The organism is Trinickia mobilis, assembly GCF_017315705.1.
Lineage (GTDB): Bacteria > Pseudomonadota > Gammaproteobacteria > Burkholderiales > Burkholderiaceae > Trinickia_A > Trinickia_A mobilis.
Genome location: NZ_JAFLRF010000003.1, coordinates 16245 through 30913 on the forward strand (window position 1 = coordinate 16245; position 14669 = coordinate 30913).

13 protein-coding genes and 1 pseudogene are annotated in these 14669 nt (G+C 60.2%); 10 read left to right on the forward strand and 4 right to left on the reverse strand.

Going from position 1 to position 14669, the window contains the following annotated elements; genetic code table 11:
• Positions 1-114 precede the first annotated feature (114 nt).
• Positions 115-387: pseudogene (locus J3489_RS05090) on the reverse strand (glutamyl-tRNA reductase); the annotation flags it as partial.
• Between the two features lie 717 nt (positions 388-1104).
• Between J3489_RS05090 and J3489_RS05095 the strand changes: the two are divergent.
• Positions 1105-2559 (forward strand): catalase, encoded by a 1455-nt coding sequence (locus tag J3489_RS05095; RefSeq protein ID WP_206996933.1) that lies wholly within the window; start codon positions 1105-1107, stop codon positions 2557-2559.
• Between the two features lie 66 nt (positions 2560-2625).
• Positions 2626-3249 (forward strand): ankyrin repeat domain-containing protein, encoded by a 624-nt coding sequence (locus tag J3489_RS05100; RefSeq protein WP_206996934.1) that lies wholly within the window; start codon positions 2626-2628, stop codon positions 3247-3249.
• Between the two features lie 76 nt (positions 3250-3325).
• On the opposite strand, the gene J3489_RS05105 is transcribed toward J3489_RS05100, so the two are convergent.
• From J3489_RS05105 to J3489_RS05115, 3 genes are all read right to left on the reverse strand, one after another.
• A complete protein-coding gene (locus J3489_RS05105) occupies positions 3326-4135 on the reverse strand; it encodes an IclR family transcriptional regulator (RefSeq protein WP_206996634.1) in 810 nt (269 codons plus the stop codon).
• A 122-nt stretch (positions 4136-4257) separates the two neighbouring features.
• Entirely contained in the window at positions 4258-5265 is a 1008-nt protein-coding gene (gene bioB, locus J3489_RS05110; protein WP_206996635.1) for a biotin synthase BioB, read from the reverse strand.
• 98 nt (positions 5266-5363) lie between these two features.
• Entirely contained in the window at positions 5364-6230 is an 867-nt protein-coding gene (locus J3489_RS05115) for a 3-oxoadipate:acetyl-CoA acetyltransferase (RefSeq protein WP_206996636.1), read from the reverse strand.
• A gap of 176 nt (positions 6231-6406) precedes the next feature.
• Between J3489_RS05115 and J3489_RS05120 the strand changes: the two genes are divergently transcribed.
• From J3489_RS05120 to J3489_RS05155, 8 genes are all read left to right on the forward strand, one after another.
• A complete protein-coding gene (locus J3489_RS05120; RefSeq protein ID WP_309491338.1) occupies positions 6407-7009 on the forward strand; it encodes an acetyl-CoA carboxylase biotin carboxyl carrier protein in 603 nt (200 codons plus the stop codon).
• Positions 7010-7087: 78 nt separating this feature from the next.
• The gene (accC, locus tag J3489_RS05125) at positions 7088-8446 is read left to right on the forward strand and encodes an acetyl-CoA carboxylase biotin carboxylase subunit (RefSeq protein ID WP_206996936.1); all 1359 of its coding nucleotides are present in this window, start codon (positions 7088-7090) and stop codon (positions 8444-8446) included.
• 41 nt (positions 8447-8487) lie between these two features.
• A complete protein-coding gene (locus tag J3489_RS05130) occupies positions 8488-9939 on the forward strand; it encodes a pyruvate carboxylase subunit B (RefSeq protein WP_206996637.1) in 1452 nt (483 codons plus the stop codon).
• Between the two features lie 48 nt (positions 9940-9987).
• Positions 9988-11325 (forward strand): ABC transporter substrate-binding protein, encoded by a 1338-nt coding sequence (locus tag J3489_RS05135; RefSeq protein ID WP_206996638.1) that lies wholly within the window; start codon positions 9988-9990, stop codon positions 11323-11325.
• Positions 11326-11403: 78 nt separating this feature from the next.
• Positions 11404-12231 carry an ABC transporter permease gene (locus J3489_RS05140; RefSeq protein WP_206996639.1) on the forward strand — a complete coding sequence of 276 codons (828 nt, stop codon included), beginning with the start codon at positions 11404-11406 and terminating at the stop codon, positions 12229-12231.
• 36 nt (positions 12232-12267) lie between these two features.
• Complete coding sequence (locus J3489_RS05145; protein WP_206996640.1) at positions 12268-13050, forward strand: ABC transporter ATP-binding protein; 783 nt, start codon at positions 12268-12270, stop codon at positions 13048-13050.
• A 64-nt stretch (positions 13051-13114) separates the two neighbouring features.
• A complete protein-coding gene (locus J3489_RS05150) occupies positions 13115-13834 on the forward strand; it encodes a sulfite exporter TauE/SafE family protein (RefSeq protein WP_206996641.1) in 720 nt (239 codons plus the stop codon).
• A 39-nt stretch (positions 13835-13873) separates the two neighbouring features.
• Positions 13874-14656, forward strand: a complete 783-nt coding sequence (locus J3489_RS05155; protein ID WP_206996642.1) for a 3-hydroxybutyrate dehydrogenase — start codon at positions 13874-13876, stop codon at positions 14654-14656.
• Positions 14657-14669: the final 13 nt, after the last annotated feature.

Sequence of the window (14669 nt, forward strand, 5' to 3'; positions counted from 1 at the left end):
CGTGATTGACACGGCGCCGTCGCCTTACAGGCGATAGCTCGCGCTGGTCGGTATTGCGTCGCTTTATCACTAGTGTGACAGCGCGCGCCGGCAGAGAAACGCAAGCGAGCGCCGCTAACGCCCGGGCGACGCTGAATGGCTGTAGAAGCCAGACAACAGGTCGACGAGCTTGTCACGATCGTCGCCACATGCATGCGTGGGCGCATGCGTCGGACCGTGGATGAACTTGCTTGTGAGCGCCTGCGACAGTGCTTCGAGCACCGCGGCGGGGTCGTCGCCGCGTGTGAGCATTTTCTGCGCGCGCTCGAGTTCGACGCGCCGCAGCGCATCGGCCTGCGTGTGAATATGCCGGATCACGGGCACCACGCTGCGCTGCTCGAGCCACTGCCAAGCGGTTTTCAGCATCTGGAGCGCGGGCCGGATTTGCTCGAGAGGGAACGCCACACGTTCGCGCAATGCGACCGGCGCGGTGTGATGATTGATCCCGATCGAGAGCAGTTGCATGTAAGGACAATGAGTCGGCGGATGGGCTGAGCAGCATGCTATGGTTTGCGACACCCGACTGCCAATGGTTTGTCTTTATAGATCCAATAGGCGCGCAGACCATACCGCATATAAGGACTTTCTCTTTTTAGCAAGCTCGGGGTTCATTCATCCATCCATTCGACTCCCATGTCCGACCGCGCCAAGGCCGATAGTCGGCAACGAGGACTCGGTGCACGACATCACAATTTCGAAGTCGTACAGCCGCTCAGGCAAGCCCGCAAGCGGAGTCGCCTGGTCAGCGCTTTCAACGTCCGCTTAGCCAATAGATTTCTTTGATCAATCCAATAGCGCGAGGCATGACAAATTTGTCATCTCCCGGTCTCCTAAATGTCTGAATTGCCGCCCTAAGATCCTGCGGCGGTTGTGCCAGAGGTTGACGTCGAGCACGAACTAGCTGCCCTCGGAATCGACGATCGCGCTTCCGCGATTTGACAAGCCCTCGCGCCCCCCGTTAAAAAGGATTCCACCGTGAAAAGATCTAAGGCTTATCTCTCAGCAAGCGTTCTCTCCGTTGTCTCGGCCATCGGTCTCGCTCAACTGGCTCACGCCGAAGGCGTGATGACCCGTGACACTGGCGCGCCTGTCGCCGACAATCAGAACTCCGAGACCGCCGGTCCGGAAGGCCCGGTTGTGCTGCAGGACTCGAATCTCATCGAGAAACTGCAGCGCTTCGATCGCGAGCGCATTCCTGAGCGCGTCGTTCACGCGCGTGGCACCGGCCTCTTCGGCGAGTTCGTGCCGAGTACCGACATCAGCTCGCTGACCATGGCCAAGGTGTTCACGCCGGGCACGAAGACCCCGGTCTTCGTCCGCTTTTCGACCGTGATGGGCTATCGCGGATCGCCGGAGCAGGCTCGCGACCCGCGCGGCTTCGCGATCAAGTTCTACACGCAGCAAGGTAACTGGGACATGGTCGGCATCAACTGGCCGGTGTTCTTTATCCGTGACGCCATCAAGTTCCCGGACTTCGTGCATGCGAACAAACCGTCGGCAGTGACCGGCGTGCAGGATCCGAACCTGGCCTTCGACTTCTTCGCTCACTCGCCCGAAGCGACCAACATGCTGACGCACCTGTACACGGACGAGGGCATGCCTGACTCGTACCGTCACATGGATGGCTTTGCCGTCCACGCGTTCAAGTTCGTCAATGCCCAGGGCGAAGTTCACTACGTGAAGTTCCACTGGAAGAGCCGCCAGGGCGTCCACGGCATCCGTCCGCAGGACATCCCGCATTCGATCGGCGCGGACTGGAACATGATGACCAACGACCTGTACAACTCGGTCAAGGCACATTCGTATCCGCAGTGGGACCTGTATATCCAGGTGATGTCGCCGAAGGATCTGGCCAAGTACGACTTCGACCCGCTGGACGACACGAAGGTATGGCCGACGTCGATCCCTGAGCAAAAGATCGGCACCATGACCCTCAACCGCATTCCGGATAACTATTTCCAGTCCACGGAAGAGTCCGCGTTTGCGCCGTCGCGCCTCGTGCCGGGCATCGAACCTTCCGAAGACCGGATGTTGCAGGGCCGTCTGTTCGCCTACGCCGATACGCAGATGTACCGCCTCGGACCGAACTACATGGATCTGCCGATCAACCGCCCTGTTGCGCCTGTGAACAACAACAACCAGGACGGCTTCATGAATGCCGGCGACCGCAAGGGTGAAGTCAACTATGAGCCCTCCGGCATCAACGAAATCGCCGAGCAGCCGAAGTACAAAGCCGTGCGGACACCGGTGTCAGGTACGATCCAGCAACAGGCGATCCACAAGACGCTCGACTTTCGTCAGGCCGGCGAGTACTACCGCACCTTGTCCGATCAGGACAAGACGGACCTGGTGACGGCGCTGTCGGCGGACCTCTCGCACGTAACGAACGATGCGAACAAGTACGCGATGCTGTCGTATTTCTACAAGGCTGATTCCGACTACGGAACCCGTCTTGCGCAGGCGACGCACGCGGATGTGTCCCGGGTGCAGAGCATCGCTGCGCACCTGAGCGAAAACTAAGTTGTAGCGTTGAGCCTGCGCGAGCAGGCTCATCTTTGCCCACATACGACTTTCGACGGAGCAGACATGCAATGCATTTCTACCGCGCGGAGCAGGATTCGCAGCACGGCGGCCGCGGCCATAGCGGTATTGATGACGGCGGGTTGCGCCCAGCACATGTATCTGTCGCAAGGGTATTCGAGCGCAGATAACACAGCGGCCGCATCGAAGTACACCGGCGACTGGTTTGCCGCGGCGCGTGCCGGACGAACCGATATCGTCCAGTTACTGATCGACGCGCACTACCCGCTCGAAACAAAGACGCCTGAGGGATACACGGCGCTGATTCTTAGCGCGTATGACAATCATCCGGACACGCTCAAGGCCTTGCTTGCCGCCGGCGCCAATGCGTGCGCGGCGGATCAGCACGGCAATACCGCCCTAATGGGCGCACTTTTCAAGGGCGAGACGAACATCGCAAAGATACTGCTGGATACGCCCTGCAATATCGATCAGACCAACAATGCCGGCGAAACCGCACTCTCGTTTGCGGCGCTGTTTGGCCGCCTCGACATGATCCCGGTGCTGGTGGCGCAGGGCGCCAACGCGAACCACGTGGATGCGCGCGGCGGCACCGCACTGCAAATGGCTATCGCACAGCGCAATACGGCGGTGGCTGATGCGCTACGCCAGGCAGGCGCGACGGAGTGAACCTGGGCGAACTCGGGACACTCGCATTCTCCAGCTCGACAATCACGCTGGAACGTTACGGCACCTGTATTGTTGTCTACTTGCGTGAGCCCGGCGCACGGCGGTCAAGGCCTTTGGCCGGCGTCAGAATCGAGGCTATTGCTTCTGCGGCACGCCGCAAGGTGGGCACGTGCGTCATGCACGATTCAATGGTCATCCGAGCGGTCGGCGCATGAATCGCGACCGCCGCATACACCCGCCCTTGCTGGTCTGTCACCGGAACGCCGACGGCCACCGATGCGTCGAATAGCTCGCTGTCATGCGTTCCCACCAAGGTTCGCTTGGTCCGCTTAAGCTCCTGCTCCAGGAGATGCGGATCCGTAATGGTCTTATCTGTATATCGCCTATACGGCCCCTTGCCCAAGAGCCGGTATATCTGCTTGGCCGACATCTGGCTCAGAAAGATCTTTCCGCTCGCGGTGCAGTGCAGTGGAACACGCGTGCCAGGCTCCAAATGGAGCCGCAGAGGCAAGGGTGTTTCCGCACGGTCGATATACAGCACCTCGTTGCCGTCAAGCATCGTTAGATTGCTGCTTTCGCCGATTTCATCAACCAGTTCCTGCAAAACCGCGTGACATTGGGTGCGCAATGTCGAGTGTTGCATCACGTCAATCGCGAGCGCGGACGTGCGTGCGCCGACGATGTAGCGCTTGCTGAGCGGTTCGCGGCGCAATAGATCGGCTTCTTGCAACATCGCCAGTATTCGGAAGACCGTCGGTTTTGGCAGGTTGCACGCGTGGGTGGCGTCATCCAGCGAGACCGGAACGCCTGCTCTGACCACGTACTCCAGTACCGAAAAAGCTCGCAGTGCCGTGGATTCCGGTTTTGTCTCTTCGTTGCTCGGCATGACTCTTTGCCTGAAGAATCCTAAGGGTTCGCTATTGTATTCCACGTGCTCCACCCTTTGTCGCCGATTCGGAGCGCCACATCGCGCCCGTGCGCGCGAGGCTCTGCATCCAGGCGCTGCAGCTATGCTTGGCCAACGGTACGGATGCCCAAACGCTCCAGAAGTTCGAGGTCGCCCCGCGCTTGGGGGTTGCCGGTCGTCAGCAGCTTCTCACCGAAAAAAATCGAATTGGCGCCGGCGAGAAAGCACAACGCCTGCAGTGCGTCGTCCATGCGCTCGCGCCCGGCCGAAAGCCGAACCATCGCGCGCGGCATCGTGATGCGTGCAACGGCAATGGACCGAACGAACTCTAACGGGTCGATCGATTCGTTGTTCGCCAGGGGGGTGCCTTCGACCTTTACGAGATTGTTGATCGGCACCGATTCCGGGTACGGATCGAGACTGGCCAGTTGCGCGATGAGCGCGGCGCGCTGCCGGCGCGACTCGCCCAGGCCGACGATGCCGCCGCAACACACCTTGAGGCCCGCATCGCGCACGCGTCCGAGCGTATCCAGCCGGTCCTGATAGCAGCGGGTCGTAATGATGTGGCCGTAGAAGTCGGGCGCCGCATCGAGATTGTGGTTGTAATAGTCGAGCCCCGCCTCCTTTAACTGCTGAGCCTGCCCGTCTTCGAGCATGCCAAGCGTGACGCAGGTTTCGAGTCCGAGCGCCTTGACCTCGCGGATCATCGCCGCAACGCGTTCAAGCTGTCGCGGCTTCGGGCTGCGCCAGGCGGCGCCCATGCAAAAACGTGTCGCGCCGTTCTGTTTGGCGAGCTTCGCCGCATCCAGTACCGCTTCGAGCGCGACCAGCTTCTCGGCTTTTATTCCCGTGTCGTAGTGCGCCGACTGCGGACAATAGGCGCAGTCCTCCGGGCATCCACCGGTCTTGACGGAAAGCAGCGTCGAGAGTTGGACAGCGTTTGCGTCGAAGTGCTGGCGATGCACGAACTGTGCGTGGTATAGCAGATCGGCAAAGGACAGTTCGAATAGCGCGAGCACATCATCGGCGCGCCAACCATGGTTGCTTGTGCGCTGCTGGTCTTGTGCGAGTCGTCCTGATGAGTGGACGGATGGAGAGACGTCGATCATGGTGGATTCCTGTTTGCGCGACTATCGGTAGGCTATTCGAATCGAGGGCGCATTGCCCCGCGTATCACACCTTTTCTATGGCCTCTTGGTCTTGCCGATCATTGCTGCAAAAAGCGAGCATCGCGCGGCTCGCGCTCACAGGCTCGCAGGCCGAGGATTTCCCGGGCCTCCGTTGGCGTCGCGGGCCTGCGATTGAATTGGCCGCACGCAGCGGCGATTTTTCTGACCAGCTCCGCGTTGCTCGCAGCAAGACGTGTCGAATCGAAATGGAGGTTGTCCTCGAGTCCGGTGCGGCAATGGCCGCCTTCGGCGAGGCACCATTGATTGACTTCCCATTGATGCCGCCCGATCCCGGCTGCGACCCACGTCGCATGCGGCAGCACCTCCTTGAGTTCCGCTCGCAAGAAGTCGAAGACCGAGCGCCGTGCGGGCATCGCGTTGGGAACGCCCATCACGAACTGGACGTGCGGCGGATTCTTCAGGAGCCCTTTCTTGATCAGGTTTGCGGCGCTGTACAGCATCGCCAGATCGAACACCTCGATTTCCGCTTTGATGTCGTTGTCGAGCATGGTCTTGGCCAGCCCTTCAACGAACTCGGGCGGATTCTCGTAGATGCCATTCGGGAAATTCACCGAGCCGGTGGCGAGCGACGCCATGTCCGGCTTTAGATCGAGCATCGCGCCGCGAGCGGCTTGGTCGCGTCCGCGTCCGCCAGTCGAGAACTGCACGATCATTCCAGGACAGTGTTTGCGCACCCCATCCTGCACCTGAGCATAGAGCGCGGGATCGGAGCTTGGGGACTCGTCCGCATTGCGCACGTGAATGTGCACAAGCGATGCGCCTGCCTCATACGCTTCATGCGTCGACTCGATTTGTTCAGACGGCGTGACGGGCACTGCCGGATTGTCTTTCTTGCGCGGTACGGCGCCTGTGATAGCGACTGTGATGATGACGGGAAGGGTCACAGGATTCTCCTCAAAATATCGCTCAGTGAAATCGTGTATTCCATTATTGCAATGTCGGCCTCCGCGTGCAATTATTTTGCTCAGGGGAACGGGCGATTTCGATGGGCGAAATTTCGTGGCGCTGGGCCGCCTGAATTAGCCTCCGTTCACGTCAGGACAACGGGAGACGATTTGCCGTGAGCAACGAACGTATGACCTATCAGGACCTGCTTCAGATTGTCGAACTGATCAAGTCGTCCTCGCACTTCGGCGAGTTTCATCTGAAAACCGGTGACCTCGAGGTGGACCTCAAACGTGGCGCCGATGGCTCGGCGCGCACGCTGTCCACTTCGGCCTCGTCTCAAGCGGTTGAGGTTCCGCATCAGGTCGCGCCTGCGGCAAATGCCTCGGCGCGAGCCGCCTCCGAAGAGCACGCGTCTGTGACGAGCCAGCGACATGGTCATGTCGGCGGCGGCGAAATCGTTGTGGAGCCAGCAGCGCCGGCACCCGGCCTGGCGCCCACGGGCGCGCATGCGCCGCCGGTCGCTTATCCGCCAGGTGCGGTGTTGATCAAGTCCCCGATGGTGGGGAGCTTCTATCGTGCCGCCGAGCCCGGTGCGCGTCCGTTTGCCGAAGTGGGTCAGCGTGTCGAGGCCGATACGACTGTGTGCATCATTGAGGTGATGAAACTGATGAATTCGATCACGGCCGGGCGCAACGGGGTGGTCACGCACATTCTCGTCGGGGATGGCGACCCGGTGGAGTATGGACAAGTTCTGATGGTGGTCGACCCGGCCTAGTGCCGAGCTGGAGCCGGCGGCCTGCGTCGGCGTTGAATCGCCTGACCTTACCCACCTCGAACGCGAAGCGTGACAACGATGGCAAAACCTTTTAAGCGAGTTCTGGTGGCAAATCGCGGTGAGATTGCTGTGCGCGTCATTCGTGCATGCAAAGAGCTCGGACTGGAAACCGTGCAAGTGTATTCGGATGCTGACCGGGAATCCCTCGCGGTACGCCTTGCGGACCGCGCCGTGTGCATTGGACCGCCGCGCTCAGCTCAAAGCTATCTGAATGCGGAGTTCATTGTCTCTGCTGCGCTGATACACGGTGCCGATGCGATCCACCCCGGATACGGCTTTCTGTCGGAGAACGCGCATTTTGCGAGGCTGTGCGAAAAGGAGGGCGTGACTTTTATCGGACCGTCTGCGGAAGTGATCGCGCTGATGGGCGACAAGGCGATGGCAAGACGCATGGCGCAGGAGGCCGACGTCCCGACGACGCCGGGATCGACCGGCACGGTCGATAACGCTGCGCATGCCGAAGCAGTTGCCGCGACGCTCGGTTATCCGGTCATTCTCAAAGCGGCAGCGGGCGGGGGCGGGCGCGGCATGCGTATCGTATGGGCCGAGGAGGAGCTCGAAAGCCAGTTTCTCAATGCCGCGCGCGAAGCCAAGGCGGCGTTCAACGACGATTCGATTTACGTCGAGAAGTACTTGACCGCGATACGTCATATCGAGATCCAGATCCTCTCCGATGGGCAGAATGTCTTGCATCTGGGCGAGCGCGATTGCTCGATCCAGCGGCGCAATCAAAAGCTCGTTGAAGAAAGCCCTTCGCCGGTACTCGATGACGCAGTGCGCAAGCAGTTAGGGGAAGCTGCGGTGCGGCTGTGCAGACATGTCCGATACAAGAATGCGGGGACCATCGAGTACATTCTCGACGGCACCACCGGACAGTTCTATTTCATGGAAATGAACACGCGCGTGCAGGTTGAACATCCGGTCACCGAGCTGGTGACGGGCATCGACATCGTGAAAGAACAGATCGGCATTGCGCAGGGCAATTCGCTTGTGTTGACTCAGGCTGACATCGGTTTTCGGGGGCATGCGATCGAGTGCCGCATCAACGCGGAAGACTCAGACAACGGCTTTGCTCCGTGCCCGGGGACGATTCAGCATTTTCATGCACCGGGCGGTCCCGGAATCCGTGTCGATTCACACATCTTTACTGGGTACCCAATCCCTCCTTACTACGACTCGCTGCTCGCGAAGGTCATCGCGTGGGGCCATTCCCGTGACGAGGCGCTCGAACGCATGCGTCGCGCTCTGTGGGAGATGCGCATCGATGGCGTCAAGACGACCTTGCCGTTTCATCAGTCGTTGCTGCGCAATGAGCAGTTCAGGCGCGGCGACGTGCATACGAAGTTTGTCGAGGAAACCGTATTGGAGACGAAATGATTCAGCCAACATCGACGCGTGGCAACCTCGGCAAGCCAAACGTGGCCGCCGGCGCATTCGGGCTGGTGGACGTCACGCTCAGGGACGCGCATCAGTGCCTGTGGTCGACGCGCATGACGACGGCGATGATGACGCCGATACTGGCGGCTATGGACCGGATCGGGTACGCCTATATCAATATCCTCGGCGGTGCCGTGTTCGACGTGTGCGTGCGCTATTTGCAGGAGAACCCGTGGGAGCGAATCGGTTTGTTATGCGAACGGTTCGCGACGCCTTGCGATGCATTGACGCGTGGCCAAAGCCTCTATACGTTTGAACTCTTTCCTGACGACATCGTCGCGCTGAACTCCGAAGCCTTGGCCAAACGCGGGATCTCGGTGTTGACGGTCTATGATGCGCTCAATGACAACCGCAACATCGAATCGTCAGTCAAGTCTGCCCATGATGCCGGCATGAAGGTCAACACTATGATGACCTATTCGCTCAGTCCGGTGCACACCGATGAATATTACGTCGCGCGCGCCAAGGAACTGGTCGCGCTCAAGGCTGATTTCATATCGATCAAAGACCCAACCGGCCTGCTCACGCCCGAGCGCGCAAGAACGCTCTTTCCTGCGGTAGTCGCCGCGGCCGATGACATCCCGCTGAAATTGCACTCGCATTGCCAGTCTGGCTTGGCGCCCGAGGTCTACCAGGTTGCGATTGAAAGCGGCTTCAAGTTCGGCTATACAGCCGTGGAGCCGCTTGCGAACGGCGCATCGCTGCCGGCTACCGAGGATATCGACGCCCGATCGCGCGGGCTTGGACTGAACACCGGCATCGATCAAGACGCGCTGCGGGAAGTGTCGGGTTACTTCAGCTGGCTCGCCGAACGGGAGGGCAAACCTCGGGGCATCGTTGCGAGCTACGATCCCGCGCTTTATCAGCATCAGGTGCCAGGCGGAATGATTTCGAATCTCAAGTCGCAACTTCAGACGATGGGGATGCAGGCGCGATTGCCTGAGATCCTTGAGGAGGCGGCTCAAGTCCGGCAGGACCTCGGCTATCCGATTCTCGTGAGTCCTTTTGCTCAGTACATCATCACGCAAGCAGTTCTGAATGTGGTGCAGGGCGAACGGTACAAGACGATTCCGGATGAGGTGCGCAAGTATGCGATGGGCTACTACGGCGGGCTGGCGGCGCAGCCGTCGCAGTCGTTCCTGGAGCGAGCGAACATAAAGCCATCTGAGGTCGTAACAGAGCGGCCCGGGGAACACGTCGCGCCATGGATTCCGCGATTGCGCGCCGAATTAGGCAAGTCGGCTAGCGACGAGGACATTCTTCTTCGTGCATTCTTCGACAAACCGCTGCTCGAACCGCTTAGAAGATCCGCGCCGAGCTACCAATACAAGACCTCGCCGCTGCACGAGCTCATTCGCTACTTGGGGTCACGCAGCGACATTAACTACGCACGCATCCGATTTGCCGGCACCGACATGACGCTCTCAGCATAAACGTGGCAATGCAGCAAGAAGGCGCGGACTCAGCGTCAGGGAAGTGGAATGCCGGCTCGGGTAAGGGCTCACGCTGTTGTGAACGAGGAGACAACGATGGAACGCATAGGGAATGTGGCGGGAGTCTGCCGTCCATGGCTGTGGAGGATCGTGGGATTGCTGGTGTTGCTTGCGTCGCCGTCGCTCGGTTTCGCGCAACAAAAGTTCACTGAATGGGGCTGGCCAGTACCGTATGAACAGGTCTCGCCGAAATCGATCGAGTGGCTCAAGAGCCAGGGTTGGTGGCCGCTCAAGATCGCCTATCAGGCGCCGTGGTCAGGGCAGAACGCGACCAACATCGTGATGGACCGGCAAGGCTTGCTCAAGCAGCGCGGGCTGGAGACGAAATTCCAGGCGTTCGCGTCGGGTCCCGCCATCAACGAGGTCATCGTCTCCGGCCGGTTCCAGGCGGCGAGTGGCGGCAACTTCCCGTTCACGTCGCTACTGGACAAACGCGTACCGGTCAAAGCTATTGCCATCGAGAGTCCCAACCTTCTGCACGCGTTGGTCGTTCCCGACGATTCCACGCTGAAAAGTTTCAAAGATTTAAAGGGCAGCAATCCGCCGGCGGCCATTGGCCTGGTGACCGGCTCGTCTGCCGAGTTCTACATTCAAATGGCAGCAGCAGTGAATGGCGTGACGATCGGCAAGGACATCGTTCTCAAGAACATGGCGCCTGGCGATCAGATGGCGATGCCCAAGGGGCTTGCTGCCGTGGCCTCATGGGATCCGACCGCCAGCATGATTGTGGATGAGCGTAAGACGGGGCGGATCGTGGACACGATTTTTCCGTACAACATGTACGAGGGGCAATTTTATGTTCGCGCCGAACTCATCGAGCACGTGCCTGACGTCGTGCAGGCGATGTCCGACGCGTTTGCGGAGGCAACGCTGTGGATTCGACTTTACCCGGAAAAAGCCGCGCAGCTCATGACCGAGGACCCCAATCTCAAGAACTACTCGAAGACGCTCTTATTGCAGCAAGTCAAGGCCTACAACAACCTTTACAAGCCAACCTATATCTATCCGCACGCGCAATTCTGGGGCGCTGCGAATGAGCCGATATTCAAATGGCTCTACGAGCATAAGCGCATCGAGCAGCAAATGAGCGCGAAGGACTTTGCAGCTGCCGTCGATGCACGCTTTATGGACAAGTCGTTCGCGAAGCTCGGCTGGGCCGTGCCGAAGCAGCCGCCGTTCATTCCCTCCGATTGGCAGGGCCGACCTGACAAGGTGCCCTATCCGCATTACTGGACCGAGCAGGATTTGAAGCAGCCGCAACCTTTTCCCGAGACCGGTGACCTCGTCAAGCCTTGGGCGTTCGGTGGCGAGACATACAACCCGTGAAGCAACACGCGTGTTGTTGCTGCCTCGAGCCGCCGAGGCAGGTGGCCACGTTCCAGTGATGATTCGCAAGGAGGAAAGATGGAGATGACGGGCATATCGAAACGGGCCACGCTCGGCGCTGCCAAGCCACCCGCGCCGCTCGTGCGTTTCGCCAGGCGACTTAGACGGCTGATCCTCCTTACAGGGCTGCTTGTGCTTTGGCAGTGCATCAGCGTCTATGTGCTGAGTGACACCACGCGGACGCTGCTTCCACCGCCGACGGCCATGTTTGCGGCCGCTTGGGAGCTGATCCGTTCCGGGGACCTGTTGCGCAACCTCGAGGACAGTGTCCGGCGCGAACTTGTGGCGTTCGTATGGGCCACCATTGCGATCCCGATCGGCATCGCGATGAGCTGGTGGCCCATGGTCGAGGAGCAACTCGATCCGGTCCTGGAAATCTTGCGCCCGGTTCCGCCGCTCGCCTGGATTCCGCTGTCGATACTTTGGTTTGGCATCGGCGACACGCAGAACCAATTCATCATCTTTTTGGGCATCTTCTTTCCGATCCTCTTGAACACCATCGCCGGGGTCAAAGGTATCGAACCCAATCTCATTCGCGCCGCGCGCTGTCTGGGTGCACCGGAATGGAAGATCCTTTGGCGTGTGGCGCTCAGAGCGGCGTTGCCTCAGATCATGACGGGCATCCGCATCGGCTTGGGTGTCGGCTGGATGGCGTTGGTGGCGGCCGAACTGGTGGGCGCGATCTCCGGTCTCGGGTTCATGATCAACGATGCCAGGACCGTGCTGAGAACGGACTACATCCTGGTCGGCATGGTCACCATCGGACTGGTCGGCTTACTGATGGACCGCGTGATACAGCTCGTGACGCGACGGCTTCTGCCGTGGTCGCGCGCAGTCGCCAAGTGACGCTGCCAAGCAGCCCGTCCGGCAATGGAGGCAAGCATGAGCGAAGTAAGAATCGCCAACGTCTGCAAAGAATATCCGGGCCACGGCGCCCACGATGACGCGGTTCTCGCGCTGGAGAGGGTGAATTTCGAGGCGAAGGATCATGAATTCTGTTCGATCCTTGGCCATAGCGGCTGCGGCAAGACTACGCTGCTGAACCTGTTGGCCGGTTTCGAGAGGCCTACGCGCGGACAGGTTCTCGTCGACGGGCAGCCGGTGGGCAAGCCAACCTGGGAACGGACCATTGTCTTTCAGGACTACGCACTCTTTCCGTGGATGACCGTCGAACAAAACATTGCGTTCGGTCTGGAAATGAAGAAAATCCCCGCGCAGGATCGTGAAGCCATCGTGTCTCGTCACATTGACCTCGTTGGCCTAAGCGGATTCGAAAAGCGCTATCCGCATCAGCTGTCCGGCGGCATGAAGCAGCGTGTTTCGATTGCGCGCGCACTTGCAGTGGAACCCCATGTGCTGCTGATGGACGAGCCTTTCGCCGCACTCGACGCGCAGAACCGAGCGATGATGCAGGAGGAACTGGGCCGCATGCTCGCGTCGAGCGACGCACGCCAAAGAAAGACGATGGTGCTGGTCACGCACAGCATCGAAGAGGCGATCATCCTGTCCGACCGCATCGTTGTGTTGACCCGCAGGCCGGGCAGGGTGAAGGCGAATATCGAGGTGGATCTGCCGAGACCGCGCAGCGAAGCGGATCCGAGATTCATCGACCTGAAAATGGAGCTGCGCAACCTGATCCACGACGAATTCCAGGTGGAGCAGTAAACGGACGGCTATCGGGGAGCGTATTGATGAATGGGGTGCGGGTTGGATTTCTGGTGAGCCGGCGGTGAGCCATCTGCTCGTCGTGTCCATGCTCGTCGCCGCTGCCGGTGGCGTGGTGCGTGGCATGACCGGGTTCGGGGGATCGTTGATCATGACGCCCCTGCTCACCATGGTGTTCGAGCCGAAACAGGTCGTCCCGGCCGTCTTGCTGCTCGAAGCGTTCGCTGCCACGCCGATGCTCATCAAGGCCGCCGGGCTTGCGCACTACCGCACGATTGCCCCTATCTGTGCGGCCTCGTTCGTCACGTTGCCGCTAGGGGGATACCTGCTCGTACATGCGGATCCTCACGTGTTGCGGCGTGGCATCGCCGTTCTGGTGATCGTGTCTTCCGCGCTGTTATTTAAGGGCGTGCGGTATTCCGGACCCAGACCGGTCAGCCTGTTGGTCGGGCTAGGTGCCCTCTGCGGAGCGCTTCTCGGGGCTACCGGCATCGGCGCGCCGCCGATGATTCTGTATTTGCTGTCCGGCTCGGACCCGGTGGTCGTCACCCGCTCGAACCTGACGCTGGGCGTTGCCGCCATGTCCGTCGCCGCACTCGTCATGCTGCGGGCACAAGGCATCCCGGTCCTTGATGGTCCGTTGTCGCCGCTGGCGATGGCGCCGTGCTTTTATGGCGGAATCGTGATCGGCACGTATCTGTTCTCGCGGGTCAGTGAAACCAGGTTTCGGCTACTCGCACTGGCGTTGCTGATGAGTGTGTCGACGGTCGCGCTGTTCCGGTGAAGGCGCGACCCGGTCTGACCCAATTCAACAGGGGGAGTTATGCAGCTCAATGACAAGTCCGCGCTCATTACCGGAGCCGGCAGCGGCATTGGCGCCGCAATTGCGCGCGCGTTCGCGCGGGAAGGTGCCAAGGTATGCGTCGCAGATATCGACTTTGAGGCCGCGCAGCGTGTGGTCGACGAACTCGGGCTTCCGCCGTCCTCGGCTGTGGCGGTTCGCATTGACGTGACATCCGAAGGTGAAGTCGAGCGCGGTGTCGATGCCGCCTCGCAAGCGCTGGGCGGAATCGATATCCTGGTCAGCAACGCCGGCGTACAGCATCTGGACGCGATTGCCGACGTCACGTTCGACAACTGGAGACGTATTATTTCGATCCACCTTGACGGCGGCTTTCTGATGACGCGTGCCTGCCTGCGCCATATGCGCGCGCAACAGCGCGGCGGCACGGTGCTCCTGATGGGATCGGTCCACGCGAAGGAAGCATCGCTTCAAAAGGGACCTTACGTCGCCGCCAAACACGGGCTGCTCGGACTCTGCCGGGTGGTCGCGAAGGAGGGGGCGGACTACGGCGTGCGTGCGAATCTGATTTGTCCGGGGTACGTCCGCACACCGCTCGTCGAAAGTCAGATTCCCGTACTTGCCCGTGAGCGCGGCATCACTGAAGAGGCGGTGGTGCGCGAAGTGATGCTGGGCACCACCGTCGACGGCGAATTTACGACGGTCGAGGACATCGCGCGGGTCGCGGTGTTCCTCGCGGCATTCCCAACCAACGCGCTTACGGGGCAATCCGTAGTGGTCAGCCACGGCTGGCACATGGCCTAGTCGAACACCGGAG